This window comes from Nonlabens xiamenensis (assembly GCF_003865345.1).
GTDB lineage: Bacteria > Bacteroidota > Bacteroidia > Flavobacteriales > Flavobacteriaceae > Nonlabens > Nonlabens xiamenensis.
Map to the genome: position 1 here is coordinate 938,188 of NZ_RMVE01000001.1, position 26,088 is coordinate 964,275.

Below are 26,088 nucleotides of genomic sequence, written 5' to 3' on the forward strand. Positions count from 1 at the left end.
TTTGCCTATGCTCTCTAGAAAAACAAAATACGGTATCAAAGCCCTTACTTATCTTGCACGCCTAGATAACAAAACTCCAGTATCCATCGCTACCATTGCCGAATCAGAAGATATTCCTCATAAATTTCTCGAGGCTATTCTGTTGGAACTCAGAAAGAACAGTTTATTGGGCAGTCGCAAAGGTAAAGGCGGCGGTTATTACCTGATGCAAACACCAGATAAGATAAGAATGTCTACCGTCCACCGCATCCTAGAAGGACCTATTGCCATGTTGCCATGCGTGAGTCTGAATTTTTACGAGAAATGCGAGGACTGTAAAGATGAAGACGCCTGCTCTGTAAACAAGCTCATGATTTTGGTTCGGGATAATACCCTGGAGGTGCTGGAAAACCAAACCTTGGCCGATTTATCTTAAGTGCCTTACCGATTTATCGATCATTGACCACCTATTCGTCAACTGTTTTCCGTGATTTATTGGCGCTTTCGCGAAAGCGGAGTCCCCTCTATTCTTTTAATGAAAATCACAATCGATTGATATTGAGTGATTTATTTTCTCTTTCTTGTCTTGAAAATACCAGATTGTTATTATTCGAGATCATTTTTATCGATAACATAAGAATTTTCTTATAATATTATTAATACATTATTAACCTATCTGGTTGGTAGGATTAAATTATTTATATATCTTTGACCTGTTAAGTTTTAACGAATAGTTTTGGATAGGTCATATATCGCGAGCTGATTATGATATTAAGATGGGCTGTTTTCTTATTTTAACAGTTCGCGTGCTGACCGTTCAAAAATGCCACCATCAATAGAGGTGGTTTTTTTATGTCCGTTGGTAAGGTTATTTCTTATCAAAACGATCTTCTATTATAGAGATGGGTAAGACTGCCCAATCCCATTCCTGAGATATAATTTGTTTTACCGCTTGCTGTTGCCGACCTTTGCGCTCGCTAATTTATTGGCCTTAAACTTGCTATGGAGAAACAAATGATCACTACTGATATTTTGATAATTGGTGCTGGACCTACCGGGTTGTTTGCCGTATTTGAAGCTGGATTGCTGAAGTTAAAATGCCACCTAATCGATGCGTTGGCTCAGCCAGGTGGGCAGTGTTCAGAGCTCTATCCCAAAAAGCCCATTTACGACATCCCTGGGTTTCCAGAAGTCCTAGCGGGTGATTTGGTCGATAACCTCATGCAGCAAATCGCTCCTTTTCAGCCTGGTTTTACCTTGGGTGAACGGGCAGAAACGATAGAAAAACAAGAAGATGGAAGCTTTATTGTGACCACAGGGAAGGGAACAAAGCACCACGCCAAAGTTGTAGCCATTGCGGGTGGACTAGGTTCTTTTGAACCGAGAAAACCAACTATTGACGACCTTGATCGCTATGAAGATAAAGGCTTGTCCTATATGATTAAAAACCCTGAAGACTATCGTGATAAGAAGGTTGTATTGGCTGGTGGTGGAGATTCTGCTCTGGATTGGACCATCTTCTTGGCCGACATCGCCAAAGAAGTAACCCTGGTTCACCGCAGGGAAGAATTTAGAGGCGCCTTGGACAGTGTCGAAAAAGTGCAGGAGCTCGTGGATCAGCAAAAGGTCAGGCTCATCACTCCAGCTGAAATCTTAAAAATCCAAGGAGAGGATAAAGTGGAGGCGGTATTATTACAACACAACGATGAAGCCAAACGCATGGAAGAGATTCAATGCGATGCTTTTATTCCTCTATTTGGTTTAGCACCTAAACTTGGTCCCATTGCGGATTGGGGATTGGAAATTGAAAAGAATGCCATCAAGGTGAATAACAGTCTGGACTACCAAACCAATATTCCAGGTATCTATGCGATTGGAGATGTTAATACCTATCCCGGAAAACTTAAACTTATTCTTTGTGGATTTCATGAGGCTACCCTGATGTGCCAGAGTGCTTATCAGCGTATTTATCCCGACAAACGTTATGTCATGAAGTACACAACGGTAGGCGGCGTGGATGGATTTGACGGATCCCGTAAAGTGGCCGAAAAAGCAGTAGTCAAAAAAATTGGGAGTAAATAATGTCTGACGTAAACATTACTATCATTGACCGAGAAGGGGTAAGGCATGAAGTCCTCGCACCTACAGACATGAACATGAACCTGATGGAAGTCTGTAAGTCTTATGAACTGCCGGTACAGGCGGTTTGCGGCGGTATGGCCATGTGTGCCACTTGCCAGTGCTACATCATAAGCGATCACGATCTGGGAGAACGCAATGATGATGAGGAAGCCATGTTATGGGAGGCGCAAAACGTTCAAGAAAATTCTCGCTTGGGATGTCAAATCCCGATCTCTGCAGATTTGGAAGGTCTGATCGTTGAATTGGCTCCGGAAGAAGATTAAAATTCTCTAAAATTATTCTTGACGATACCCTACCGACGACCCATAAAGCCTTTTTGTAGCTAACTTAAAAGGCTCAATCATTCATGTTATGTGATTTGGGAGGTCATGCTTTTTATACAAAAACTTGCACAGCTCGATTCCATCCGCCATATTTGCGTTGTTCTTACACATACTGATTGTTATAAAGAAAGGTGAAGGGAATAGACCCGTTGAAGCCTTGGCAACCCTACTTAAGTAGAAGGTGCCTCATTCTACCAGTCCGCTGGGCAGATAACAACATAAGTCCTATTACTTATCTTTCTTTATTCATTTTCATACTTTCCATTAAGCCTAATAGCTGCATTGGTGAGCTCGAAATTTATCAGTAGTGTTGGCCGTACTTAAAAACAGACCAAGTGACAAAACCATCAATTCAACAAATCCTCCAGAAACGCATTCTCGTGTTGGATGGCGCCATGGGAACCATGTTGCAAAAGCACAAATTTGAAGAAGCAGATTTTAGAGGCGACCGATTCAAGGATCATCCTTGTGATGTGAAAGGAAATAATGATTTGCTTTCCATCACCCAGCCAGAAGCCATTGCGGGCGTGCACGAAGCCTATTTCAAAGCCGGCGCCGACATTGTCGAAACCAATACTTTTTCGGCCACCAGCATTGCCATGGCAGATTATCAGATGGAACACTTGGTCGACGAACTCAACGAGCAAAGTGCGCGCATCGCTAGCGATGTGGCAAAGAAATTCACAGAACAAGATCCCAATAAACCCAGATATGTCGCTGGTGCAATAGGACCAACCAATAAGACCGCCAGTATGTCTCCTGATGTGAACGACCCAGGATATCGCGCCATTAGTTTTGATGAATTGCGCCAAGCTTACAAACAACAAGCAGCCGCATTGATCAAAGGAGGAGTGGATATTCTACTGGTAGAAACCGTTTTTGATACACTAAATGCCAAGGCGGCTCTTTTTGCTATTGAAGAGCTCAAAGAAGAGATGGGCCTAGATATCCCAGTGATGGTAAGTGGTACCATTACAGATGCTTCGGGTAGAACATTAAGTGGTCAAACGGCCGAGGCTTTTTTGATTTCCATTGAGCATATTCCGTTGCTGTCTGTAGGATTTAATTGCGCCTTGGGCGCTCAACAACTTACACCCTACCTCGAGTCCGTTGCCTCCAAATCAACTTTTGCCATTAGCGCTTATCCCAACGCAGGTTTGCCCAATGCCTTTGGCGAATATGATCAAACACCTGAACAGATGGCTGATCAGATCAAAACTTATTTGGAAAAATCATTGGTCAACATCATTGGAGGTTGTTGCGGCACCTCGCCGGCCCATATCGAGGCCATCGCCAATATTACCCAAAACTATTCCCCAAGACCGCTACCGAAAACCAACCCACTAGTCCATGTCAAATAATATCCGACCATTAAAACTCAGTGGTCTAGAACCACTAGTGATCACCCCTGAAAGCAATTTTATCAACGTGGGTGAGCGTACCAATGTTGCTGGGTCCAAGAAATTTTTAAGACTAATTAAGGAGGGAAGTTTTGAAGAAGCCCTTGAAATCGCCAGGGAACAAGTGGAAAATGGTGCGCAGATCATTGATATCAATATGGATGATGGTTTGATTGATGGTAAAGAGGCCATGGTAAGATTTCTCCATCTGATCGCAGCCGAGCCGGATATAGCCAGAGTTCCCATCATGATTGATTCCTCCAAATGGGAAATTATCGAGGCTGGCCTTCAGGTCGTTCAAGGAAAATCCGTAGTCAATTCTATTAGTCTAAAAGAAGGCGAAGAAGAGTTTCTTGAACAAGCCAAAAAAATCAAACGTTATGGGGCTGCTGTAGTCATTATGGCCTTTGATGAAAAAGGACAAGCTGACACCTTTGAGCGCCGTATCGAAATCGCTGAACGCAGTTACCGGCTGCTCGTAGATAAAATCAACTTCCCACCGGAAGATATAATTTTTGACCTCAATATTTTTCCCGTTGCCACCGGTATGGAAGAACATCGCTTGAACGCATTGGATTTCATTAGAGGAACGGCTTGGGTCAGAGAGAATCTACCCTATTGCAGTGTGAGCGGCGGTGTGAGTAATGTGAGCTTTAGTTTTAGGGGAAACAATAAGGTAAGGGAAGCCATGCACAGCGCTTTCTTGTACCACGCCATTAAGGCAGGAATGAATATGGGAATTGTCAATCCTGCCCTCCTAGAGGTCTACGACGATATCGATCCAGTGTTGCTCACTTATGTCGAAGATGTATTGCTGAACCAGCGGGATGATGCGACCGAGCGACTGCTCGAATATGCGGAGTCGGTTACTCAAAATATTAGGGTGGCCAAAAAAGATGATTCCTGGCGACAGGATCCACTTCAAGATCGCATTACCAGATCCCTGGTGAAGGGAATTGATGCTTATATTCAACAGGATGTGGAAGAAGCCCGTCAATCTGTGGACCGACCCATTGAAGTGATCGAGGGTCATTTGATGACCGGGATGAATGTGGTAGGAGATTTGTTCGGTAGTGGTAAGATGTTCTTGCCCCAGGTGGTCAAAAGTGCCCGGGTGATGAAAAAGGCGGTAGCTTATCTACTTCCATTCATTGAGGCGCAAAAAGAAGGTGTTGCTTCCACTAATGGTAAGGTGCTCATGGCCACGGTCAAAGGTGATGTGCATGATATTGGAAAGAATATTGTATCCGTGGTACTGGCCTGTAACAACTATGAAATCATCGACTTGGGAGTCATGGTGCCGCCAGAAAAGATTTTAGATACCGCCATAGAGCATCAGGTGGATATCATTGGTTTAAGCGGATTGATCACACCGTCTCTCGATGAAATGGTTTTTCTGGCCAAGGAAATGAATCGGCGTAATTTTAAAGTGCCACTCATGATTGGTGGTGCGACAACTTCCCGGGCCCACACCGCGGTAAAAATTGATCCTGAATACGATTGTACTGTCGTACATGTAAATGACGCGAGTCGAGCAGTAACTATCGCAGGAGAATTGCTTCCACAGGAGAATGATCATCATATCGCTTTCGCGAAAGCGAAAAAAGAAGAATACGCTAAGCTGAGAAAGGACTTTTTAGGTAGAGCACGAAAGAAAGAATACTTAAGCATTGAACAAGCTAGAGCCAACAAATTACAGCTGAATGTGGCTGATTATGACCCTTATATGCCGAATCAGTTGGGGATTCAGGTACTCACTGATGTGGATTGGGATGAATTGGTCAACTTTATTGATTGGTCACCGTTTTTCCGCAGTTGGGATTTGCACGGTAGATTTCCTGATATTTTGGAAGATGAAGTGGTGGGAGAGCAGGCACGCGAACTTTTCAAAGATGCGCAAGAAATGCTGGCTAAGATCATTGAAGAAAACTGGCTCGAGGCCAAAGCTGTTTTTGGACTGTTTCCAGCCGCTAGTGTTCAAATAGATGATATTGAAGTTCAGGCTGAGCAAACCTATACGTTTAGAACTTTACGACAACAATCCAAAAAAGCAAAAGGTAAACCCAATCTGGCGTTAGCTGATTACATCCTTCCAAAGGAATCAGGCAAACAGGATTATATAGGTGCCTTTTGCGTTACAACTGGTTTTGGGGTTGAGCAAAGAGCAAAAGCCTTTGAAGCCGAGCACGATGACTACAATTCCATCATGCTCAAAGCCCTGGCCGACCGTCTCGCTGAAGCCTATGCCGAAATGTTACACCTCAAGGTACGAAAAGAGTATTGGGGGTATGCCAGTGAAGAAAACCTGGAAAACGAGTCTCTTATTAAAGAACAATATACCGGAATACGTCCGGCACCTGGCTATCCCGCCTGTCCGGATCATCTGGAAAAGGAAACCATCTGGGAATTGCTTGATGTCGAATCCCATACTGGCGTACGCTTGACCGAGAGTCTTGCCATGTGGCCAGCTGCGAGTGTTTCAGGTTATTATTTTGCTCATCCTGAGGCCAGGTATTTTGGGTTGGGTAAAATCAAGAAGGACCAGGTGTCGTCATATGCCCAACGTAAACAAATAGCCATGGAAAAAGCCCTAAAATGGCTGGCCCCCAACATTGCCGATTAACACGGATCTTTACCTACTAAGACTATATGAAAATCATTGACCATATTAAGCAATCGGAGTCTACGCTCTTTAGTTTTGAGATTATACCGCCTGTCAAAGGGAAATCTATCCAGCAGTTATATGACAATATTGACCCGCTGATGGAATTTAAGCCGCCTTTTATTGATGTAACCACTTCACGAGAGGAATATATCTATATCAACAAAGGCAATGGCCTTTTGGAAAAACGACTGACCAGAATGAGACCTGGTTCGCTGGGAATTTGTGCTTCCATTCAAAACCGCTATCAAGTGGATACCGTCCCTCACTTGCTCTGCGGTGGATTTACCAAACAGGAGACAGAATATCTGCTTGTGGACTGTCAGTACCTGGGTATTGATAATGTCATGGCCTTGCGAGGAGATGCCAGGAAAGAAGAACGTCGTTTTGAACAAACCGAGGATGGTCATGCCTATGCGATTGATCTGGTGCGACAGATTCAAGATCTCAATCAGGGCTCTTATCTACATGATGTGATAGAAATTAGCTGTGACGTTGATTTTTGCATAGGAGTGGCGGGTTATCCTGAAAAACATGAGGAATCTCCTAGTATGGCTTCAGACCTCAGACGTTTAAAGGAAAAGGTGGAAGCCGGTGCAGATTATGTGGTCACACAAATGTTTTTTGACAACAAAAAGTACCTTGAGTTTGTCAAGCAGGCACGGGACATGGGAATCGAGGTGCCTATCATTCCCGGAATTAAACCATTGGCTACCAAAAATCATTTAAAATTATTACCGCAGACCTTTCATTTAGACCTTCCAGAAGATTTGGTGCAGGCAGTAGAGGCTTGTAAGGACAATAAAGCGGTGCGTCAAGTAGGCGTAGAGTTCTGTATAGCACAATGTAAAGAGTTGATGGCACATGGTGTCCCTGTACTACATTTCTACAGCATGGGTAAAAGTGACAATATAGAAGCTATCGCCAAAGCCATTTTCTAGTCTTAACTTTACTTTTTGTCATTTATCGATTTTTGGATGATTTAGGAATGGATTGGATCTAGATATACTAGTTTCGGCAAATGGGAAAAAGCTGCTGGCATCTCTTATTGTGTTTTGCTTTCGCGAAAGCGTTGATCGCCCAGGGCCAAGAATCTCCTCCCCGCGTGGCCACACTAGATGTTTCTTTGATGCATGGAACAATTTTGGAACACAATCCAGATATCGCCCATTTGATCACCCATCACCCCACGGCAGTACTGCTGAGTTATAACCGTAAGACTTTTGGCGAGCAAGAGTGGGAATCTCGGTACGGTTTTCCAGATTGGGGAATCAGCGGTGCCTATCAAGATATGAAAAACAGCGACCTGGGAAAGGCTTATAGTCTGTACGCACATTATAATTTTCATTTCTTTGACCGGATGTTTCAGTTCCGTATCGGACAGGGGTTGGCTTATACGACTAAGCCTTTTGATCCGGTAGATAACCCCAGAAATAATGCCTACGGGACAAGGATAACCAGTTCCACCTACCTCAATGCCATCTTTAGAAAGGAAAACATATGGAATGGATGGGGAATTCATGCAGGCGCAAGCATTATTCACTATTCCAATGCCAATGTGAGGGCACCTAACAATTCTACCAATACCTGGTTTTTTCAAGCTGGACTCAACTACATCCTGAACCATCAATCGATCCCACCCTTCAAGCATTGGGAAAAAAGAAGCTTTACTGAAAAGATTCATTATAATGTAGTCGCACGCATGGGATTCAATGAAAGCGACTATAGAGGTAGTGGTCAATTTCCCTTTTATGACTTTTCCTTCTATGCCGATAAACGCATCAATATCAAAAGCAGCTTGCAGCTAGGGACAGAATTATTTATAGGTGAATTTTTAAAAGAATACCGGGATTATTTGGCCAATAGCTTTCCCGAGGAAGGAATAGATGGTGACGAAAACTTCCAGCGTGTCGGAATCTTTGCTGGTCATGAATTGCACCTTGGGAAAACCAGCCTGCTCACTCAGCTGGGCTACTATGTGTACTGGCCCATACCATTTGAATCCAGAATTTACAATCGTATTGGACTGCAGAGACGACTTACAGAGAACGTCTTTGCCAGTGTAACTGTTCATTCTCATGGAGCTGCTGCGGAAGGCGTAAGTTTTGGCATGGGTTATAGATTCAGGTAATAGTAATATTAAAATGAGAAAAAAAGTAATACATCCATCAACTTTTAACTTTGACCAATCGATGGGATTTAATTTCTATAAACTTGGATTACTTGTGATCCTGAGCTTGCTGTGGTCCTGTGATGCCGAGGATGGCCTGAATTGTACCCAAACAGCCGGAGATCCAGTCATTGAGATCCGGGAGCTGGAAAGCTTTGATCGAATTCTGGTAGAAGAGCGGGTACGTTTGGTGATGGTGGATGGTCCTGATCAGCAAGTGGAAGTCATTACTGGTCAGAATCTATTGAACGATGTTTCCTGTACGGTTCAAGAAGGACAATTGGTTATCGTCAACAACAATGGATGTAATGTGGTGCGGGACTATGGTTTGGTAACGATACGGGTAACATCGCCTGAAATTAATGAGATCAGAAGCAGTACTGGAATAACCATTGAAAGTGACGGCGTGCTTTCCTATGACCGTTTACATTTGATTTCTGATGATGGTCCAGAAGAGGATTTTTATCATTCTAACGGTGATTTTGATTTGCAACTGGACCTGAGAGAATTACGGATCACAACTAGTAATCTGAGCAACTTTTATTTGACCGGTAGCGTCCAGGATGCTTTCTTGGAATGGCAAAAAGGCGATGGACGTTTGATAGCAGAAAATCTTGAGATACAGCGCACCCAAATTTTTCATCGAGGCACAAATGTTTGGAATATAGATGTAAAACAAAAAATCGCCGGAACCATTGCTGGCTACGGCGATGTTAGATTGATTTCCCGACCAGGTACGGTCCAGGTAGATGAGACCTGGCGTGGCCGATTAATAATTGCGGACTGATTACATGAGTTCGATAGGCAGCTCTGCGCGGTAGTTACCCCAACCTGTTTTGAGGTGAACCACATTGTTTTTCTCAGGGGAATACAAGGCGATGCTCAGGTTTTCCAAGCTTTCATCAGCCATAGTAACGGGTACGCTCACGGTGACTAGGTCCATGGACGGTTTGTGGGAATAATTCCCCCATCCGTCGTTTTCTTCATTGATATGAAAAGTCCATTTATCTGCTGTAGGTGTGACCACAATAGAATAACGACCCGCCTTAAGCATACGATCACCAATTTTGGCATCCTGCATCAGCAACAACTCTGTGCTTTCATTGGCGCCCAGTCTCCAGGACTCGCCATACTTAGTGATACCATCTTCCCTATCGTCCGTACTGCGGAATATAGTTCTGCCGTTGAGGTAAGGACGACTATAAAGTACTCTGATTTTCGGTTCCAAGGCCATTTTGGCTTCATCAGTTTTGGCAAATTGTCTCATTGCGGCCTGTGCTGGATAAAAAGCAGCATCCATCGGACTTTTGTCCATTTTTACAAAGTCCTGCGCCATTAGACTTCCACCGCCCAATAGCAGGGCCATAAGCATTATAATATTTTTCATAAGGTAAATTTTTGAATGTGTTAAAGATAGCACCAGAAAGTCACGAAATCATCACCTTCAATATTATTTTTCAACTCAATGCATGTCAGTGCGATAGAGCATCAACCCACTGGGAGGGGCGATATGGGATAAATGAATGCGCTTGCTGCCGTCCAGGGTCTCGAGAAAATCCTCATAGCTGAGTTTGTGCATACCCAGATCAAATAGCATCCCCATCATTAAACGTACCTGATGCCTTTTGAATCCTTGCCCGCTTACGCGAAAAACAAAACTCTCCTCTGGAAAAAAATTGGCTGTAAATAAATCATTTATTTCAATTTTGGCTGAGGTGATGCTGACCTCGGTTTCAGTCGTAGGGGAGGGTTTATAGGTATAGGACCAAAAATCGTGAGTTCCTTCAAAACTCTTGGCCGCTTTTTGCATCAATGGGATATCCAATTCAGTTTTCATATACACCATCATAGAGGCGCAGAACGGATGAAATTTCTCACCGTGGGAAAACAAATAAATGTATTCCTTGGTTTTTGGCGCTTGAATGATATTAAAATTGGCATCCGTGACCTTGATCTCTAATGCCCGGATATCACTGGGCAGGTTAAGATTAAATTCCTTCAGGAATTCAGCTGTATTCAGTGGATCACTGTCATCCAAAAACAATTCGATCCAAGTTTCGTTCACGCTTACCTTGGCGTCTGTTCTACCAGCAGCGAGTACCTTAAATTTACCATGGTCAAAAACGTACCTAAGCGTGCGCAATACCATGCGTTCCACAGTAGGTATATTATTGGGTTGCTTTTGCCAACCGTGAAATCTAAACCCCAGATACTGTATCTTAATCAGGAAAAACTGTCGTTTATTTTGCTGGAATGGACCTGGGTTCATAAATCGGAATTTGGAATTTTATTTGATTAGGCGCGACAATGATAATTGAGGAACAAATGATAATTGATCTAAATGCTCAAAATTCAATAGCTGTATATCGCTAAGGATTGCATTCAAAAAGCTTTTTACATTATTGGATAGCAATAAAAGGCTATTCCTTGTTTGTAGGTTTATCTTTTTCCGTTCCACTCTGCGTGAAATTGTGCTAGATATTGAACCATAAATTCATGACGGGCTTCTGCAAGTTGCCTGCCAGTAGTGGTATGCATGAGATCTTTGAGTAATAATAATTTCTCGTGGAAATGGTTCAGGGTAGGCTGGTTGGCTTTTTTGTAGGTTTCCTTGTCCATGCCCGGGTTGGGAGGAATTGCCGGATCGTAAATAGCATTGTTTTTAAATCCGCCGAAATTGAAGGTACGCGCAATACCTATTGCTCCCATTGCATCCAAACGGTCGGCGTCACGGACAATTTGCAATTCGAGACTATCAAAAGTACCTTCTCCGTGACCACCCTTAAAGGATATATTTTCAATAATTTTTACGACATGTTGGCTTGTCGCTTGAGCCAAACCAACGGACGCCATAAACTCCAGTGCAATGCGTGGGCCTATTTCTTCATTCCCGTCGTGAAATTTTGAATCAGCAATATCGTGGAGAAGAGCTGCCATTTGTACCACCAATACATCATGTCCGTTTTCCTGGGAAGCGATTTGCATCGCATTATTGTACACCCGTTGGATATGAAACCAATCGTGTCCACCTTCGGCATTTTTAAGACGATCCTGGACAAAGGCCTTGGTTTTTTCTACAAGTTGGCTTGGGCTATATTTCATCAAATAATTTTGCAGGCTTATGAGTAAACCTCTGTTGGAATGAATTGTTTTGTCACAAAGGTAAGCAAGGCTGAAAAAGGAAGTAAGTAGGGCCAAAGTAGGACGAAGCGGCGGTTATAATTAAAGAGGAAGAGTTCAGGACCCCATCTGTTTTGCGATTGTCCACTATATGTTGAATACTTTGGCGGAATAGTGTACTAAATTGTGGGGGCTATTGTTTGTATTGGGTTATTTTTGGGTCTTTCCACAAATAAGCAAACAACATGAGCCAAATTGCTGCCAAAAGCGCGCTGATTTCCGTATTTCACAAAGACGGACTAGCTCCTATCGTTCAAAAGATGAATGAATTGGGCATCACGATTTATTCCACTGGGGGAACCGAAAAATTTATCAAAGATCTGGGAATCGATGTGGTTCCCGTAGAAGATGTAACTTCGTATCCATCGATTCTGGGTGGCCGGGTTAAAACATTGCATCCCAAAGTTTTTGGTGGTATCCTGAATCGCAGGGGGCATGATGGAGATGAAGCCCAACTGGTCGAATTTGATATCCCACAGATCGACATCGTGATTGTGGACCTTTATCCATTTGAAAAAACCGTCGCCAGTGGTGCTGACGAGCAGAATATTATTGAAAAGATCGATATTGGTGGGATTTCTTTAATACGTGCTGGTGCCAAAAACTACAAGGATACCCTTTGTGTAGGTACCATGGACGACTATTCAGATCTATTGGAAGTATTGGAATCTGGGAATGGCACCACGACTCTTGAACAACGTAAGAAGTTTGCAGCCAGTTGTTTTAATATTTCTTCCCACTACGACAGTGCGATTTATAACTATTTTGCTGGAGACACGACCGATAAAGCCTTAAAGGTGAGTGAAACCCATGTGATGCCTTTGCGTTATGGCGAAAATCCGCATCAGCGAGGTTGGTTCTATGGTGATTTCAACGAGATGTTTATCAAGCATCACGGTAAGGCGTTGTCTTATAACAATTTGTTGGATGTGGATGCGGCTGTGAATTTAATGAGTGAATTTGTAGGAGAAGATCCAACATTTGCCATCTTTAAACACAATAATGCTTGTGGTGTTGCGCAGCGTAACTCAGTGTATGAAGCCTATGTGGATGCTTTAGCTGGGGATCCGGTATCTGCCTTTGGAGGAATTCTGATCACCAATACTGAAATTGACCTGGCCACGGCCGAAGAGATCCACAAATTATTCTGTGAGGTAGTTATTGCTCCTTCTTTTGCTTCTGATGCGCTTGAGGTGTTGAAAGGTAAAAAGAACAGAATCATGCTGGAATTGGTGGATGGTGCGCTTTCGCGAAAGCGAGATACCAACAAACTTGAGGTAAGGGCTTCGCTCAATGGATACCTGGTTCAGGATCCTAACCTGAAGACCGATATGACCGAAGATCTTAAAACGGCCACTCATCTGTCCCCCACACAAGAACAAATCAGCGATTTGCTATTTGCTTCCAAAATCTGCAAACACACGAAATCTAATACCATTGTACTGGCCAAAAACAAACAACTTTGTGCCAGCGGTACGGGTCAGACCAGTAGGGTGGATGCGCTCAATCAAGCCATACATAAAGCCAACTCATTTGAATTTGAACTGGAGGGAGCGGTAATGGCCAGTGATGCATTTTTCCCTTTTCCAGATTGTGTGGAAATTGCCGATAAGGCTGGAATTACAGCGGTTATTCAACCTGGAGGATCGATCAAAGACGAACTTTCCATCGAATATTGCAATAAAAATGATATTGCTATGGTTTTCACAGGTACAAGACACTTCAAACACTAGAAATTGTCTTAGCTTTGCAAAACCCTAAATATTAACCTTTTTCCCCTTTTTTTATGGGATTTTTTGACTTTCTGACAGAGGATATTGCGATCGACCTAGGTACGGCCAATACACTTATCGTCCACAATGGTAAAGTGGTAGTAGATAGCCCATCCATCGTTGCCCGTAACCGTGCTACCGGTAAAATTATCGCCGTGGGTAAGGAAGCTGCAATGATGCAGGGAAAAACCCATGAAAACATCAAGACCATTCGACCATTGAAGGATGGTGTTATCGCCGATTTTGATGCGAGCGAAAAAATGATTTCCATGTTCATTAAGGAAATTCCCGCATTAAAGAAAAAGTTATTCCCGCCTTCCCTGCGCATGGTGATTTGTATCCCTTCAGGAATTACCGAAGTGGAAATGCGTGCTGTAAAAGACAGTGCCGAACGTGTGAATGGTAAGGAAGTTTATCTGATTCATGAACCTATGGCCGCAGCTATAGGTATTGGGGTGGATATCATGCAACCCAAAGGAAACATGATCGTAGATATAGGTGGAGGAACTACAGAGATTGCGGTGATTGCTTTGGGCGGAATTGTTTGTGACAAATCCGTTAAGATTGCTGGGGATGTTTTTACCAATGATATCGTGTATTACATGCGTACCCAACACAACTTATATGTAGGTGAGCGTACCGCGGAAAAAATCAAGATACAAATCGGGGCTGCAACAGAAGACCTGGAAGTACCGCCAGAAGAGATGAGTGTTCAGGGTCGTGACTTGTTGACGGGAAAACCCAAAGAGGTAAAAATCGGGTATAGGGAAATTGCCAAGGCACTGGATAAATCAATCTTGCGTGTCGAGGATGCCGTGATGGAGACGCTTTCCCAAACACCACCAGAACTGGCTGCCGATATTTATAATACAGGTATTTACCTAGCGGGTGGAGGGTCCATGCTGAGAGGTCTGGACAAACGATTGTCCCAGAAAACGGATTTACCAGTATATATCGCAGAGGATCCGTTGAGGGCTGTTGTAAGAGGAACAGGTCTTACCTTAAAAAACCTGGACAAATACAAAAGTGTTTTGGCCAATAAATATTGATACCGATTTTTTTATTGAAGTAAAGGCAAATGCAACAAATCCTCAATTTTCTGATCAAATACAGAAACTTGTTGCTGTACCTTTTCTTATTGGTGATAGCTCTGGTCTTTACCGTGCAATCCCATAATTACCACAGAAATACTTTTATCCATTCTACCGGCAGGATTACTGGGAGCTTCATGGATACACGCAGTGGGATATATGATTATTTTGATTTGCAAGACCAAAACCAACGCTTGAGCGAGGAAAATGCCCGATTACGCATGAGGCTATTGGAACTGGCGGATAGTTTACCAGGTCCTGAACAGACTACCTATTTTTCAGATAGTTTGCCTTATACGATACAGCCGGCTAGGGTAATCAAAAATGATTATTACAAAACTGATAATTATATCACCATAGATATAGGAATGGAACAAGGGGTAGAACCAGACATGGGTGTCATTGCTCCCACTGGAATCGTTGGAATCGTGGATATTGCCAGCGATAGATACGCCCGAGTGATTTCGATCCTGAATTCGCAGATGTCTCTCAACGCCCAGATCAAGGGAACTTCGACCATTGGTTCCTTAAAGTGGGAAGGGAAGGATCCTTATGTGATGAGTTTGCAGGACGTGCCCAGGCTCGCCCAGGTCAAAAAAGGAGATACCATCATCACTGGACGCCAGTCTACGACCTTCCCTCCAGATATTCTGATCGGTACAGTTAAAGATGCCCGACTGGTAGAAAATGGCAGTCGCTACCAAATTGATGTGGCGCTTTTTAATGATATGACGGATTTAGGATATGTAAGTGTTATAAAAAATAGAGACAAAGCAGCACGTCAGGTTATAGATACTTTGGGGACCAATGAATAGTAGTTTTTTAAATAATCTGTTGAGGTTTGTGGTGCTGTTGCTCGCCCAGTTGTTCCTGTTTGATCAGATCAATTTTATGGGCTATATCAACCCGATGGTTTACCTATTGTTTTTGGTGCTGTATCCATTAGAAAATAAGCCGGCTTATTTTATGTTGGTCGCTTTTTTCTTAGGCTTAATCATGGATACCTTTCAAGATACGGGTGGTGCACATGCGGCTGCCTGTCTGACTTTAGCATTTACTCGACCCTTCTGGCTGCGGTTGGTGTTTGGGGAAGGTTATGCCATGAAAAACATCAAGCTTTTAAGGTCACCTTTGGATAGGTTGTTGTTGTTTTTAATCTTGTGTGTAAATGTGCATCATTTGGTGTTTTTTGGCTTGGTAATTTTTAACAACCAACAAATAATTTATACCATGAAACTCACGTTGGTTGTTGGGCTGGCGAGTCTAGTGGTCAACAGCTTATTTTTGTTATTGTTCAAACCTAAGTTCAAATCATGAAAAAGCTTTTGCTTTTATTTATTGTCACCTTGGTCGGATGTATCTACATCGGTAGATTGTTTTATCTACAGATCTTGTCTGATGATTTAAAAGTCCAGGCCGAAAACAATGCTGTAAAAACCGTATATGAATATCCTGAGCGTGGGTTTATCTATGATCGCAATGGAGAATTGATGGTGGCTAATCAGGTGGCTTATGATGTAATGATCATTCCAAATGAGGTCAAGGAATTTGATACGTTACAGTTGTGTCAACTCCTACAAATAAAAAAAGAACACCTGAGCAAAAAGATCGCCGACGCCAAGCATTGGTCCTGGCGCAAACCCAGTGTTGTGATTCCTCAACTTACGCAACTGGAATATGCGCCCTTACAGGAGAAATTGAGAAAATTCCCCGGTTTCTATATCCAGCGCCGTTCGCTGCGCAAATACATGGTCGACCATAGTGCGAGTGTACTTGGATATATCAGAGAGGTCAACCAGGCCAAGATTGAACAGGATGATTACTATCAGTTGGGTGATCTGGCAGGTAAAAGCGGGATCGAATTACAATATGAAGAGGAGCTAAGAGGTGAAAAAGGCTATAAAAAATATACCCGAGACCATTTCGGCAGAGCAATAAAACCTTATAAAGAAGGAAGCCAAAACCTGGATCCAGTAGCAGGAACTGACCTGACGGTAACTCTGGACACAGAACTACAGGCCTATGCAGAACAACTCATGGTCAACAAACGCGGTGGTATTGTGGCGATTCAGCCGAAAACAGGTGAGATTTTAAGCCTGGTGACCGCCCCCAATTACGATCCCAGTATCTTAATGGGAAGGGACAGATCAAAGAATATTAACGCCATCATCCGTGACTCGGTGCGATTGCCTAATGTGAATCGTGCATTGCAGGCACAATACTCTCCTGGATCTCCTTTTAAAGTCATTAACGCTTTAGTGGGCTTACAGGAAGGTGTGGTTTCAACTAGTGAGCGTTTCCGGTGTAACCATGGCTATGATTATGGAGGGCGTAAAAAGTTAGGTTGTCATGCGCATGCTAGTCCGCTGGCGATGGAAAAAGGTATTGCGGAAAGTTGCAACTCTTATTTTGCTCAGGTGTACCGACGTATCATTGAAAAAGGCGACACCAGTGCAGAAGGAATGGATACCTGGAATAAGCATGTGACCAGTTTTGGATTGGGGAATTTTCTGGGTTATGATCTGCCTGTAGGTTTGCCTGGGAGAATACCCGACGGCGACTATTACAATGCCAGAACCAAATACAAATGGTATGCACCCATGACCATATCTAACGCGATTGGACAGGGAGAAGTGGCTACTACTCCTATCCAATTGGCCAATATGACGGCAGCCATCGCCAATAGAGGTTATTATTATACGCCGCACATCATCAAAGCAATGAATGGCAAACCTATCAATGATCCAAAGTATACCGAAAAGCATTTTACTACCATCGATCCCCAACACTTTGAGCCAGTGATCGAGGGTATGAACGAGGTGTACAATTCCGGAACCGCAAAATGGGTACAGGTGCCAGGAATCGAGATCTGTGGTAAGACGGGTACGGTAGAAAACAAAACTAAAATCGACGGTAAAACTGTCCAACTTACTGACCACTCAGTGTTTATCGCATTTGCCCCAAAGGATGATCCGCAAATAGCTCTGGCTGTCTTTATCGAAAATGGATATTGGGGCTCCAGATATGCGGCCAAAATTGCGAGTCTGTTAATTGAAAAACACATCAAAGGCGAAATCACGCGTACAGATTTGGAAAACTACCTCATGACCCACAGTCTTGAGTACGAATATGCCAAACCCTACAGTGGGAAGGAATTCAAGATCAACGAGGCTATAGATAATGGTTTGATCAAGCCAGGAGATAGCCTGCATCGTCCAGACCCAAACGATATCCTAAAATAATATGGGAATAGGAGATAAGCCACGCTATGATCCATGGACCATATTGATATACATGGGCCTAGTAGTGATGGGGTGGTTCAGTATCTATAGCGCTGCGCCAGTCGTGGAACATGGTAGTTTGTTGGATATGGAAATGGTGTACGGTAAACAGCTCCTTTGGATAGGAATGGCCTTATTTCTCATCGTTATCATTCTAGCGATTGAGGTCAAATTTTACGAAAGATTTGCGGGATTGATTTATATCATTGCCTTAATTTCCCTGATCGGACTCTTTGTGTTTGGGAAGGAAATCAATGGGGCGGTATCCTGGTACGGTATTGGTCCCATGACATTACAACCTAGCGAATTTGCCAAATGTGCTACAGCTTTAGCCGTTGCCAAGTACCTAAGCCAGCTGAATGTTTCCCTTAAAAACCCCAAGGATTTTATGATCGTAGCTGGGATCATTTTACTTCCCATGCTGTTGATTATCCCCCAACCTGATCCTGGAAGTGCTTTGGTCTATGCAGCCTTTTTCTTCGCCTTACACCGTGAAGGCTTGTCTTTGTGGTACTTGAGCCTTGGAGTCATAGCTCTGGCTTTATTTTTGGGATCCCTGGTCATCAGTATTTGGTGGATCTTTTTAATCGTGGTCGCTGTATTGGCTTTGATGTATACGCTTTCGCGAAAGCGGAATCACAAAAAGCGCCTACCCAAACCCAATCCTTATGTGTATATTATAGCTGGAATAGTTTGCATGGGTTATTCTTTGTCTTCCAGTTATATCTTTGAGAATGTACTCAAAGATCGTCACAGGAACCGAATCAATATTGTATTAGGAAGGGTAGAGGATGACGCTGGTATTGGATACAATATCAACCAAAGTGAGATTGCACTGGGCAATGGAGGGTGGACTGGAAAAAGTCTGTCAGAGGCTACGCAAACCAGAGGAGGCTATGTGCCTGAACAGCATACCGATTTTGTTTTTAGCGCCGTGGGTGAAGTCAGCGGATTTCTGGGAGCGACCCTAGTGATTGTCTTCTTCATGCTGTTGATATACCGCATCATCATCATGGCTGAACGCCAACGCAACCAGTTTGCACGTATTTATGGCTACGGTGTGGCGGGTATTTTTTTTCTGCACTTTTTTGTCAATATAGGTATGGTTATCGGTTTGCTGCCCACGGTAGGAATTCCTTTGCCTTTTATGAGCTATGGGGGTAGCGGTTTATGGGGCTTTACTATACTCCTATTTATTTTTGTAAAACTAGATGCCCATCGAATGAGTTACGATCATTGATCCGAACCACATAAAAATATTATGTTTTTTCTTCCTAAAAATCTTGACGAGTATATCGTGAGCCACAGCCAGGAGGAGCCTGTTTTGTTGCAAGACTTGACACGTGAAACTTATCAAAAGGTGTTGCAGCCTATTATGCTTTCTGGGGCTTACCAAGGCAGGGTCTTAAGTATGATCTCTCAACTGGTCACTCCGAAACGCGTGTTGGAGATTGGCACCTTTACCGGATACTCAGCGCTGTGTCTTGCTGAAGGCATGCCTAACGGCGCAGAGTTGATAACGATCGATATTAATGAAGAGTTGGAAGAACTCACCTCTAGCTATTTTGAGAAATACAATCGGGAGCTTGAATCTACAGGTAAGGGTCCTATTCATTTCAGCCAACTCATTGGGGATGCCACGGAAATAATTCCTGGGCTAGAAGGGTCTTTTGATTTGGTCTTTATTGATGCCGATAAGCCTAATTACATTACCTATTTCCATCAGATCATGGAGAAAGTTCATGCAGGTAGTTTAATTATTTCTGATAATGTTTTATGGCATGGCAAAGTAGTAGAACCAGTACAAAAAAAGGATTCATCTACTCCCGTATTGTTGGAATATAACCGATTGCTCAAGGAAGATCCCAGATTACAAACCGTATTGCTTTCTGTCAGGGATGGTCTGACCTTGAGTCGCGTAATTTGAATTGATCTAGTATCTTGTAAAAAAGCACGCATCCCACATATCCCAGGGTTAATCCCACCAGCATTCCGACACTGATGTCGGCTGGATAGTGAACGCCGACAAAAATTCTAGAAAGGGCAAAAAGGATGGGCCACAGGTAAAATAAATATATCCAGGGTTGAGCACCTTGACGTTTTAAACAAAATACCACAAAAGTAGTAATAGCAAAGCTTACAGCACTATGTCCGCTCCAAAAGCTAAAATTTTCTGGCTTTTGAAGAATGATAATACTGTCCATCAACATTGGTTCATTGTTAGGTCTGAGGCGCTCTACCATGTTTTTAACCCAATCAGTCAAGAATAGTGTGATAGCGACCAGGGAGAGTAGAGCTCCTATAGATAACCATCCTTCGTTTCGTTTGTGGTATCGGTAGAGCAGATAAAAGAAAAGAAAGTACAGGGGAATCCAATATCTGATCTGTGTAATAAATAGCCAGAATTCCTGAAATCGGCCGATCTCCAGGCTGTTGATGAATCTAAAAATATCCTGATCTATTTCAACGAGTTGTTCCCACATTAAAATTTACGCTTGATGGAGCCAGTCTCTTCTATTTCATCCTTCACCTCCTCTATCTTTTGTGATATTTCCTTGATATCACCGGTAAAACCATGCTCGTCTGCACTTTTAGTGATTTCGTTTTTAATATCATCTGTGGCATTACGTACTGTTTTCATGGCCCTGCCGAGACCTCTTGCAATTTCTGGAAGCTTGTCAGCACCAAAAACCAGAATAACCACTAAACCCACAATCATGAGCTCTGGAGTACTAATAAAAAGCGGTAACGCATTCATATGGCAAAGATAGGGTATAGTAATTTCCATCCTTGTTCAAGCGCGTTAAAATCAACGGTAATTAAAAAATTCAAAACTCGTAGTACTGCCTGACATCTCCGTGAGGGTTACCTCTCGGGAAACAGGGAATTGATCTTCTCTGAGTTGGTAGGTATAACTAATGCTACGCAGTAAAACTGTATTGCCTGAGGTCAAACTAAATTCCCTCTGTTCCAACGGTAGATAGCGGGTGTAAGGAACAAAATCAGGAAAAAGGAGCAAGCGCAATACATCATTCATATCCCTGAAAGGGTTGTTGTTGAATTCATAGTCTAATTCTACATAAGAAATTAGGTTGGAAGCTGCGTCAAAGTTGTTGATGCGTGTTACATTAAAATTTTGGTTATACTCAAACCTGCGATCTAAAGACTGCATTCTATTTCCATTGCTATCTGTAGAAAATTCTAAAATTCTATTGATGCGGTTTTGTGTGTCTGTGAATAGTCGTCGTTCGATCTGTGTGTTTCCCTCTGTAAAACTCATCACAATTTCATCAGCGGGATAATTGATGGTATAGGCAATAGAATTATTGCCAGAAGACTGTATTCCAATGAGCCTATTATTATCAGCATAGGTTAATTCATAGGTAAGATTTAAGCTTCCGCCGAAGTTGATTAATTCGATCAATCCGTTATTATCGTAAGAGAGTTGTATTTGATCCGTAATGTTGCCTGGTTGATTTTCTGCAATATCGATAGAAGACAACTCGACCAATGATGGCATAGGCTCCAAAATCTCATCACCTGAAGTATCGCCTTGATCCAACGATGGATCATCGCACCCGGGTAGTATCAACAGGAGTAAGATCAGTAAATACGAATGTTTCATGGGATAAAGATAAAGGCTAGCATAGCTATAAACACAAAAAAGCCGAATTCATTGTGAATCCGGCTTTTAAAAATTGTCGTACAAGCTTATTGCTTCATCTCCTCAAATTTGTCTACAGTAGGTTCTGCAGGCCATGTATTATTTGAAGTATCAATATCAGCAGTTTCAAGATTTGGGTCAATCACGATACCAACAATTTCCTTATCACTGGCTTTACTGATTCCAACTTCCTTGTCGTTATATCTCCATATCTCAGCAGGATGAGTAACCGTTTCTTTGGTTCCATCAGCATAAGTGTATTCCAGAATGATGGGCATTACCAGACCTCCTGGTTTTTCTACAGTAATTTCATAGAAGTATTTTGGAGCTTTCATGGCCGCTCTTTCTTCAGCGGTAAAGTTGTCCATCATATAGGTTTTCAACTCGCTAACTACTTCAGATGGCTCTTTGCCATTTAGTTCCTCATTATATTCATCACTGCCTTTTTTGACCATGTATACCAGTTGCGGAACACGGCTTTTATCAATACCTCTCTCTTCAAGATATTCAATCATGGCAGTATTCATTTCGCTGGACACAAAATATTCGTCTACTGACTTTAGCCCCATGTCATTGTACTGCGTGGTGTAGAACCATCCTCTCCAGAACCAATCTAGATCTACCGCACTGGCGTCTTCCATGGTGCGGAAAAAATCTTCAGGGGTGGGGTGCTTAAACATCCAGCGTTGGGAATAAGTACGGAAAGCATAGTCAAACAAATCACGTCCCATGACCGTCTCCCTTAGAATATTCAAGGCGGTGGCAGGTTTTCCATAGGCATTGGAACCAAATTGGTAGGTATTCAAACCTTTACTCATGATAGGAGCGATGTAGCGTTGATCGCCAGCCATATAAGGGACGATTAATGCTGCAGGACCTCTACGTGAGGGATAGGCATCCAAACCTTCAATAGCTTCAGGGTAATTTTCACCAAAATCCTTTTCGGCTACATATTGCACAAAAGTGTTCAGTCCTTCATCCATCCAAGTCCATTGGCGCTCATCACTGTTGACGATCATTGGGAAGTAGTTGTGTCCAACTTCATGTATGATCACCGAGATCATTCCAAACTTAACCCGGTCGCTATAATTTCCACTTTCGTCTGGACGACCATAATTCCAGCAGATCATAGGATATTCCATTCCTTGATTCTTGGCATGAACGGAGATCGCCTTGTGGTAAGGGTAATCAAAGGTCATGCGGGAATAAGACTTTAGGGTCTGGGCTACGGCTTTTGTAGACCATTGCTCCCATAGCGGATTACCTTCTGGTGGGTAGATGGAAACAGCCATTATATCTTTTCCTCCTACTTTAACGGCCATCGCATCAGCTACGTATCGACGGGAGGATGTCCAGCCAAAATCACGAACATAGTCTGCTTTTAATTCCCAGGTTTTGGTGCCTTTTGCGCCTGACATCATCGCTAGTTTTTCAGCTTCTTCCTGAGTTCTAATAACTACAGGTTCGTCATAACTTTTGGTAGCACGCTCATACCTCTTTAGCTCGGTATCAGTATAAACTTCTTTACGGTTCTGAAGTTTTCCAGTTCCATCCAACCAGTGATCTTCTGGTACGGTAATATTCACTTCAAAAGTTCCAAAAGGAAGGGCAAACTCATCACGACCCCAGAACTGGCTGTTCTGCCATCCTTCAACGTCGTTATAAACTGCCATTCTAGGATAGAACTGCGCAATCACGTAGGCTCTATGACCGTCAGGGAATTGCTCGTAACCGCTACGACCTCTTCCATCAACATGGTTGTTGATATTGTAATCCCATTCGATATCAAACTCAAAGCTTTTACCAGGCTTAAGTTTTTTAGGCATTTCTACCCGCATCATGGTTTGGTTGATCATGTATTTTAACGGCTTACCATCATCGTCCAAGACTTTAGTGATATTAAAACCACCGTCAAAAGGTTCTTTTAAATAAGAGCTTGTAAAGGCACTTGTCTGCATAAATGGCTGGACACCACCTCCTTCAATCAATGGAGATTTGGAGTCTTTGGCACGCACATTTTGATCCAACTGTACCCAAAGATAGTCCAGGACATCTGGTGAGTTGTTGGTGTAGGTTATAGTTTCGTAACCGTAGATATGGTGATTGGGATCATCAAGACGGATATCCATTTTATAATCGGCCCGCTGTTGGTAGTATTTAGGTCCCGGTGCTCCACTGGCACTGCGGTATTGATTGGGTGTGGAAAATTCCTGATACAGCTGGCGGAATTTATTAATGTTCTCATGTTCCTCTGCTTTCGGCTCGTCTTTTTGCGTGTCTTCCTGTGCGACAGCGCCAAATGACAATAGCATCATGCTGATAAACAATAGTTTAACTGATTTCATGTAACTAATTTAAATTAAGGTTCGCTAAATTAAGGAATATGAAGTGTTTATAAAGAGTTTAACTAAAACTTTACACTATCAGAATTCTGACTTTGGTGGATTAATAATGTTTTTCGCTTCCCTCTAATTTTAAGGTGAATCAGGTTTCTTTGCTCCGAAAACAATTCTAATAAAGCCGTAAAACCCATACTGACTTGCTGAGGGGCCTGCTGGGCAGGTATTTCAATATAAAGTAGGATTTGGTCGGATTCATATTCGGCTCCTAAAAATCGTACATCTGCTGTTTTACCATCCAATTGTACGGATAACTTTTTGGAAATATATCCACCCAATATAGGTTTGAGTTCTTCTAGACCTTCTGGATCTCCCAGCACTACGGGTTGTGATAACCTGGCATTTAATACGTCCTCCATATCGTCGATAAAAAACCTACTGACCATTTGCAGGCTTTTCGCGGAAGCGTTATACTTTACATTAGAGACGGAGATATAGTATTTATGCCATTCCAGCAAATCCAATTGAATAGGACATTCTTCTACATCCAGATCAATAGGCTTATGGAATACTGGCGTGCTAGCGAAAGACGGCACCACGCATACGAACAAAAAATTGACGGCAAAAAGGCTCTTTAAAATATTGTTTCTGTAGGATAACATGAACTACTAAATATTAGAATTAATCCAATGGGATGATCGGGCCAGCGAATATCCCGTGAAATCCATCTCCATTGAAGTCAGTCGCATTAACTTCAATAACATATCCATTCCTATAAGCTTGAAGGATGACATATCCGTCTGAAAAATTGACTAGAGGATTCAAATTATTACTATCAAACTGGGAATTATATCCTGCAATTACATTTCCCACTTCTTGATCGTTCGAAATGTTATAAATTCCTTCTTGGAATCCTTGTGCCCGATTGCCATAAAAACTTAGTTCTAATAAAAAACCAGAACCCTCGAGATTATTATTGTTTAAGCTAAAGTTGGCGTCTGTAATTTTTATGGGAGTGTTAAAAGTATCGGTGTTTATCATGATGATATCATTGGAATAACCCGCGTCAGAGACAAAAATTTCTTGATCTGGGCCATAGCAAAATTCATTGAATACAATTTGAGGCAACACCACATCGTCATCGCTATCACAAGAAGTTTGTATTACAGCACTTAAGATTAGCATGATCCAAATTAATCGACTCTTTTGCATGACTTTTTATTTATTTGAGGCTATATAGATAAGCTTAGTAGCCTTTCTTTTTCTTAAATCTTTCGGCCTGAACTGAAAGAAACTCCAGTAGTTTTAACTCGTTTTCTGGTTTAAACATGCTTTCATTCAAACCGTGATCTTTGGCAAAATACATAAACTCATAGAGGTCCTCCTCAGGGATCTTAAGGTAATCCAATAGATATTCCGTACTGAATTTGTTCTTTAGAACATAAACATCAAATTCTTTCTTAGTGGGTTTTGGACCCGAACTGGTTTTAAAATTTAATCCATCCAGATTACCTATCAGGGCCATGGATGCCAAGGCGCCAAAAATGTTGATCATGTTAAATCTGGGTTGGCTTTGGTTAAATGCCTCATTACGAATGGCATATTCTTCAGGTTGTTTGACCCGATCAGAAAAGGTGTTTTCCATCCTGTCTACGGCTCTTGTGCGTACGTTGGATTCACTGACCATGTCCAATTTTGGGTCCACGCTAATTCTCTTTACATCAATCTGCATCAATCCATCATCAATTACCACTTCGTCCAACACATTAACGCCTTCTCTCAAAGAAAGCTGCGCTTCTCTTTTTTCAATAACCGATGCTGATACGGTCAGTACAAAAGATTCGTATTGCACAGCTTTAAAAGCCAGACGATCACCAGTTCGCGCATGAATATAAAATTGACCAGCTTCATTGGACACGGTGCCTTCTAGTGATCCCTGATTAAAAATAGCTATGCCTTCAATAGGATCGCCCAAAGCATCCAATATTGTGCCCTGAATTTGGACACGGTCTGTTTGGGCCAGCGAGCATACTGTCATTAAGAATATGGTCAAAAAAAGCAATCGTTTCATAATTGGAGAATAAG

Annotated in this window: 25 protein-coding genes and 1 riboswitch; of the genes, 15 read left to right on the forward strand and 10 right to left on the reverse strand. The window is 42.5% G+C overall.

The features are described from left to right. Positions 1 to 7: 7 nt before the first annotated feature. The 8 genes from EGM47_RS04090 (at position 8) to EGM47_RS04125 (ending at position 9,463) form a co-directional block, all read left to right on the forward strand. Entirely contained in the window at positions 8 to 415 is a 408-nt protein-coding gene (locus EGM47_RS04090) for an RrF2 family transcriptional regulator (protein ID WP_124979469.1), read from the forward strand. A 578-nt stretch (positions 416 to 993) separates the two neighbouring features. Beyond that, positions 994 to 2,061 carry an NAD(P)/FAD-dependent oxidoreductase gene (locus EGM47_RS04095; RefSeq protein WP_124979691.1) on the forward strand — a complete coding sequence of 356 codons (1,068 nt, stop codon included), beginning with the start codon at positions 994 to 996 and terminating at the stop codon, positions 2,059 to 2,061. Further along, complete coding sequence (locus tag EGM47_RS04100) at positions 2,061 to 2,384, forward strand: 2Fe-2S iron-sulfur cluster-binding protein (protein WP_124979470.1); 324 nt, start codon at positions 2,061 to 2,063, stop codon at positions 2,382 to 2,384. Before EGM47_RS04095 ends, EGM47_RS04100 begins: the two co-directional genes overlap by 1 nt. A 176-nt stretch (positions 2,385 to 2,560) precedes the next feature. Further along, a riboswitch (SAM riboswitch) is annotated at positions 2,561 to 2,661 on the forward strand. Between the two features lie 118 nt (positions 2,662 to 2,779). Continuing rightward, entirely contained in the window at positions 2,780 to 3,805 is a 1,026-nt protein-coding gene (locus EGM47_RS04105) for a homocysteine S-methyltransferase family protein (protein WP_262707050.1), read from the forward strand. Further along, on the forward strand, positions 3,795 to 6,467 hold the full coding sequence (gene metH, locus EGM47_RS04110; RefSeq protein WP_124979471.1) for a methionine synthase: 2,673 nt from the start codon (positions 3,795 to 3,797) through the stop codon (positions 6,465 to 6,467). Before EGM47_RS04105 ends, metH begins: the two co-directional genes overlap by 11 nt. Positions 6,468 to 6,493: 26 nt before the next feature. Continuing rightward, positions 6,494 to 7,447, forward strand: a complete 954-nt coding sequence (gene metF / locus EGM47_RS04115; protein WP_124979472.1) for a methylenetetrahydrofolate reductase [NAD(P)H] — start codon at positions 6,494 to 6,496, stop codon at positions 7,445 to 7,447. Positions 7,448 to 7,527: 80 nt separating this feature from the next. After that, on the forward strand, positions 7,528 to 8,637 hold the full coding sequence (locus tag EGM47_RS04120; protein ID WP_124979473.1) for an acyloxyacyl hydrolase: 1,110 nt from the start codon (positions 7,528 to 7,530) through the stop codon (positions 8,635 to 8,637). Positions 8,638 to 8,650: 13 nt separating this feature from the next. Then, positions 8,651 to 9,463 (forward strand): GIN domain-containing protein, encoded by an 813-nt coding sequence (locus EGM47_RS04125; protein WP_240642183.1) that lies wholly within the window; start codon positions 8,651 to 8,653, stop codon positions 9,461 to 9,463. Here EGM47_RS04125 and EGM47_RS04130 read toward each other — a convergent pair whose 3' ends face one another. From EGM47_RS04130 to EGM47_RS04140, 3 genes are all read right to left on the reverse strand, one after another. Beyond that, positions 9,464 to 10,063, reverse strand: a complete 600-nt coding sequence (locus EGM47_RS04130; protein ID WP_124979474.1) for a DUF2911 domain-containing protein — start codon at positions 10,061 to 10,063, stop codon at positions 9,464 to 9,466. Between the two features lie 75 nt (positions 10,064 to 10,138). After that, positions 10,139 to 10,945 (reverse strand): tRNA pseudouridine synthase A, encoded by an 807-nt coding sequence (locus EGM47_RS04135; protein WP_124979475.1) that lies wholly within the window; start codon positions 10,943 to 10,945, stop codon positions 10,139 to 10,141. Between the two features lie 170 nt (positions 10,946 to 11,115). Then, the gene (locus EGM47_RS04140) at positions 11,116 to 11,778 is read right to left on the reverse strand and encodes an HD domain-containing protein (protein WP_124979476.1); all 663 of its coding nucleotides are present in this window, start codon (positions 11,776 to 11,778) and stop codon (positions 11,116 to 11,118) included. A gap of 263 nt (positions 11,779 to 12,041) precedes the next feature. Here EGM47_RS04140 and purH point away from each other — a divergent pair, with 263 nt between their 5' ends. The 7 genes from purH to EGM47_RS04175 are packed head-to-tail and all read left to right on the forward strand — an operon-like array spanning position 12,042 to position 19,927. Beyond that, positions 12,042 to 13,589: a bifunctional phosphoribosylaminoimidazolecarboxamide formyltransferase/IMP cyclohydrolase gene (gene purH, locus EGM47_RS04145; protein ID WP_124979477.1), complete on the forward strand. Its 1,548-nt coding sequence runs from the start codon at positions 12,042 to 12,044 to the stop codon at positions 13,587 to 13,589. Between the two features lie 53 nt (positions 13,590 to 13,642). Then, entirely contained in the window at positions 13,643 to 14,677 is a 1,035-nt protein-coding gene (locus EGM47_RS04150) for a rod shape-determining protein (RefSeq protein WP_124979478.1), read from the forward strand. Between the two features lie 29 nt (positions 14,678 to 14,706). After that, a complete protein-coding gene (mreC, locus tag EGM47_RS04155) occupies positions 14,707 to 15,534 on the forward strand; it encodes a rod shape-determining protein MreC (protein ID WP_124979479.1) in 828 nt (275 codons plus the stop codon). Continuing rightward, positions 15,527 to 16,036 (forward strand): hypothetical protein, encoded by a 510-nt coding sequence (locus tag EGM47_RS04160; protein WP_240642193.1) that lies wholly within the window; start codon positions 15,527 to 15,529, stop codon positions 16,034 to 16,036. The genes mreC and EGM47_RS04160 overlap by 8 nt, the downstream gene beginning before the upstream one ends. Next, on the forward strand, positions 16,033 to 17,961 hold the full coding sequence (gene mrdA / locus EGM47_RS04165; protein WP_124979480.1) for a penicillin-binding protein 2: 1,929 nt from the start codon (positions 16,033 to 16,035) through the stop codon (positions 17,959 to 17,961). Before EGM47_RS04160 ends, mrdA begins: the two co-directional genes overlap by 4 nt. A 1-nt stretch (position 17,962) precedes the next feature. Continuing rightward, positions 17,963 to 19,240, forward strand: coding sequence for a rod shape-determining protein RodA (gene rodA, locus EGM47_RS04170; RefSeq protein ID WP_124979481.1), 1,278 nt, complete (start codon positions 17,963 to 17,965; stop codon positions 19,238 to 19,240). 21 nt (positions 19,241 to 19,261) lie between these two features. Continuing rightward, a complete protein-coding gene (locus EGM47_RS04175) occupies positions 19,262 to 19,927 on the forward strand; it encodes an O-methyltransferase (RefSeq protein WP_124979482.1) in 666 nt (221 codons plus the stop codon). Here EGM47_RS04175 and EGM47_RS04180 read toward each other — a convergent pair. The 7 genes from EGM47_RS04180 to EGM47_RS04210 all read right to left on the reverse strand — a co-directional run bounded on the left by EGM47_RS04180 (position 19,893) and on the right by EGM47_RS04210 (position 26,074). After that, positions 19,893 to 20,483 (reverse strand): phosphatase PAP2 family protein, encoded by a 591-nt coding sequence (locus tag EGM47_RS04180; RefSeq protein WP_124979483.1) that lies wholly within the window; start codon positions 20,481 to 20,483, stop codon positions 19,893 to 19,895. The two genes, EGM47_RS04175 and EGM47_RS04180, sit on opposite strands and share 35 nt — an antisense overlap. Next, on the reverse strand, positions 20,483 to 20,788 hold the full coding sequence (locus EGM47_RS04185; protein ID WP_317126860.1) for a Sec-independent protein translocase subunit TatA/TatB: 306 nt from the start codon (positions 20,786 to 20,788) through the stop codon (positions 20,483 to 20,485). Before EGM47_RS04185 ends, EGM47_RS04180 begins: the two co-directional genes overlap by 1 nt. A gap of 21 nt (positions 20,789 to 20,809) precedes the next feature. Then, a complete protein-coding gene (locus tag EGM47_RS04190) occupies positions 20,810 to 21,625 on the reverse strand; it encodes a hypothetical protein (RefSeq protein WP_124979484.1) in 816 nt (271 codons plus the stop codon). Between the two features lie 86 nt (positions 21,626 to 21,711). Then, positions 21,712 to 24,009: a M1 family metallopeptidase gene (locus tag EGM47_RS04195; RefSeq protein WP_124979485.1), complete on the reverse strand. Its 2,298-nt coding sequence runs from the start codon at positions 24,007 to 24,009 to the stop codon at positions 21,712 to 21,714. A gap of 62 nt (positions 24,010 to 24,071) precedes the next feature. Beyond that, positions 24,072 to 24,665: a DUF6702 family protein gene (locus tag EGM47_RS04200; RefSeq protein WP_124979486.1), complete on the reverse strand. Its 594-nt coding sequence runs from the start codon at positions 24,663 to 24,665 to the stop codon at positions 24,072 to 24,074. Positions 24,666 to 24,684: 19 nt separating this feature from the next. After that, positions 24,685 to 25,215 (reverse strand): hypothetical protein, encoded by a 531-nt coding sequence (locus EGM47_RS04205; protein WP_124979487.1) that lies wholly within the window; start codon positions 25,213 to 25,215, stop codon positions 24,685 to 24,687. Between the two features lie 34 nt (positions 25,216 to 25,249). After that, positions 25,250 to 26,074, reverse strand: a complete 825-nt coding sequence (locus EGM47_RS04210; protein WP_124979488.1) for a carboxypeptidase-like regulatory domain-containing protein — start codon at positions 26,072 to 26,074, stop codon at positions 25,250 to 25,252. Positions 26,075 to 26,088 lie beyond the last annotated feature (14 nt).

Excerpts from the sequence above, each read along its gene's own strand:
- EGM47_RS04120 (WP_124979473.1), top strand. The coding sequence starts at position 7,528 with ATGGGAAAAAGCTGCTGGCATCTCTTATTGTGTTTTGCTTTCGCGAAA.
- EGM47_RS04130 (WP_124979474.1), bottom strand. The coding sequence starts at position 10,063 with ATGAAAAATATTATAATGCTTATGGCCCTGCTATTGGGCGGTGGAAGT.
- EGM47_RS04180 (WP_124979483.1), bottom strand. The coding sequence starts at position 20,483 with ATGTGGGAACAACTCGTTGAAATAGATCAGGATATTTTTAGATTCATC.
- EGM47_RS04100 (WP_124979470.1), top strand. The coding sequence starts at position 2,061 with ATGTCTGACGTAAACATTACTATCATTGACCGAGAAGGGGTAAGGCAT.
- EGM47_RS04200 (WP_124979486.1), bottom strand. The coding sequence starts at position 24,665 with ATGTTATCCTACAGAAACAATATTTTAAAGAGCCTTTTTGCCGTCAAT.
- mreC (WP_124979479.1), top strand. The coding sequence starts at position 14,707 with ATGCAACAAATCCTCAATTTTCTGATCAAATACAGAAACTTGTTGCTG.
- EGM47_RS04195 (WP_124979485.1), bottom strand. The coding sequence starts at position 24,009 with ATGAAATCAGTTAAACTATTGTTTATCAGCATGATGCTATTGTCATTT.
- rodA (WP_124979481.1), top strand. The coding sequence starts at position 17,963 with ATGGGAATAGGAGATAAGCCACGCTATGATCCATGGACCATATTGATA.
- EGM47_RS04135 (WP_124979475.1), bottom strand. The coding sequence starts at position 10,945 with ATGAACCCAGGTCCATTCCAGCAAAATAAACGACAGTTTTTCCTGATT.
- mrdA (WP_124979480.1), top strand. The coding sequence starts at position 16,033 with ATGAAAAAGCTTTTGCTTTTATTTATTGTCACCTTGGTCGGATGTATC.
- EGM47_RS04090 (WP_124979469.1), top strand. The coding sequence starts at position 8 with ATGCTCTCTAGAAAAACAAAATACGGTATCAAAGCCCTTACTTATCTT.
- EGM47_RS04205 (WP_124979487.1), bottom strand. The coding sequence starts at position 25,215 with ATGCAAAAGAGTCGATTAATTTGGATCATGCTAATCTTAAGTGCTGTA.
- EGM47_RS04175 (WP_124979482.1), top strand. The coding sequence starts at position 19,262 with ATGTTTTTTCTTCCTAAAAATCTTGACGAGTATATCGTGAGCCACAGC.
- EGM47_RS04125 (WP_240642183.1), top strand. The coding sequence starts at position 8,651 with ATGAGAAAAAAAGTAATACATCCATCAACTTTTAACTTTGACCAATCG.
- EGM47_RS04095 (WP_124979691.1), top strand. The coding sequence starts at position 994 with ATGATCACTACTGATATTTTGATAATTGGTGCTGGACCTACCGGGTTG.
- metF (WP_124979472.1), top strand. The coding sequence starts at position 6,494 with ATGAAAATCATTGACCATATTAAGCAATCGGAGTCTACGCTCTTTAGT.
- EGM47_RS04210 (WP_124979488.1), bottom strand. The coding sequence starts at position 26,074 with ATGAAACGATTGCTTTTTTTGACCATATTCTTAATGACAGTATGCTCG.
- EGM47_RS04190 (WP_124979484.1), bottom strand. The coding sequence starts at position 21,625 with ATGAAACATTCGTATTTACTGATCTTACTCCTGTTGATACTACCCGGG.
- purH (WP_124979477.1), top strand. The coding sequence starts at position 12,042 with ATGAGCCAAATTGCTGCCAAAAGCGCGCTGATTTCCGTATTTCACAAA.
- EGM47_RS04140 (WP_124979476.1), bottom strand. The coding sequence starts at position 11,778 with ATGAAATATAGCCCAAGCCAACTTGTAGAAAAAACCAAGGCCTTTGTC.
- EGM47_RS04150 (WP_124979478.1), top strand. The coding sequence starts at position 13,643 with ATGGGATTTTTTGACTTTCTGACAGAGGATATTGCGATCGACCTAGGT.
- EGM47_RS04185 (WP_317126860.1), bottom strand. The coding sequence starts at position 20,788 with ATGGAAATTACTATACCCTATCTTTGCCATATGAATGCGTTACCGCTT.
- metH (WP_124979471.1), top strand. The coding sequence starts at position 3,795 with ATGTCAAATAATATCCGACCATTAAAACTCAGTGGTCTAGAACCACTA.
- EGM47_RS04160 (WP_240642193.1), top strand. The coding sequence starts at position 15,527 with ATGAATAGTAGTTTTTTAAATAATCTGTTGAGGTTTGTGGTGCTGTTG.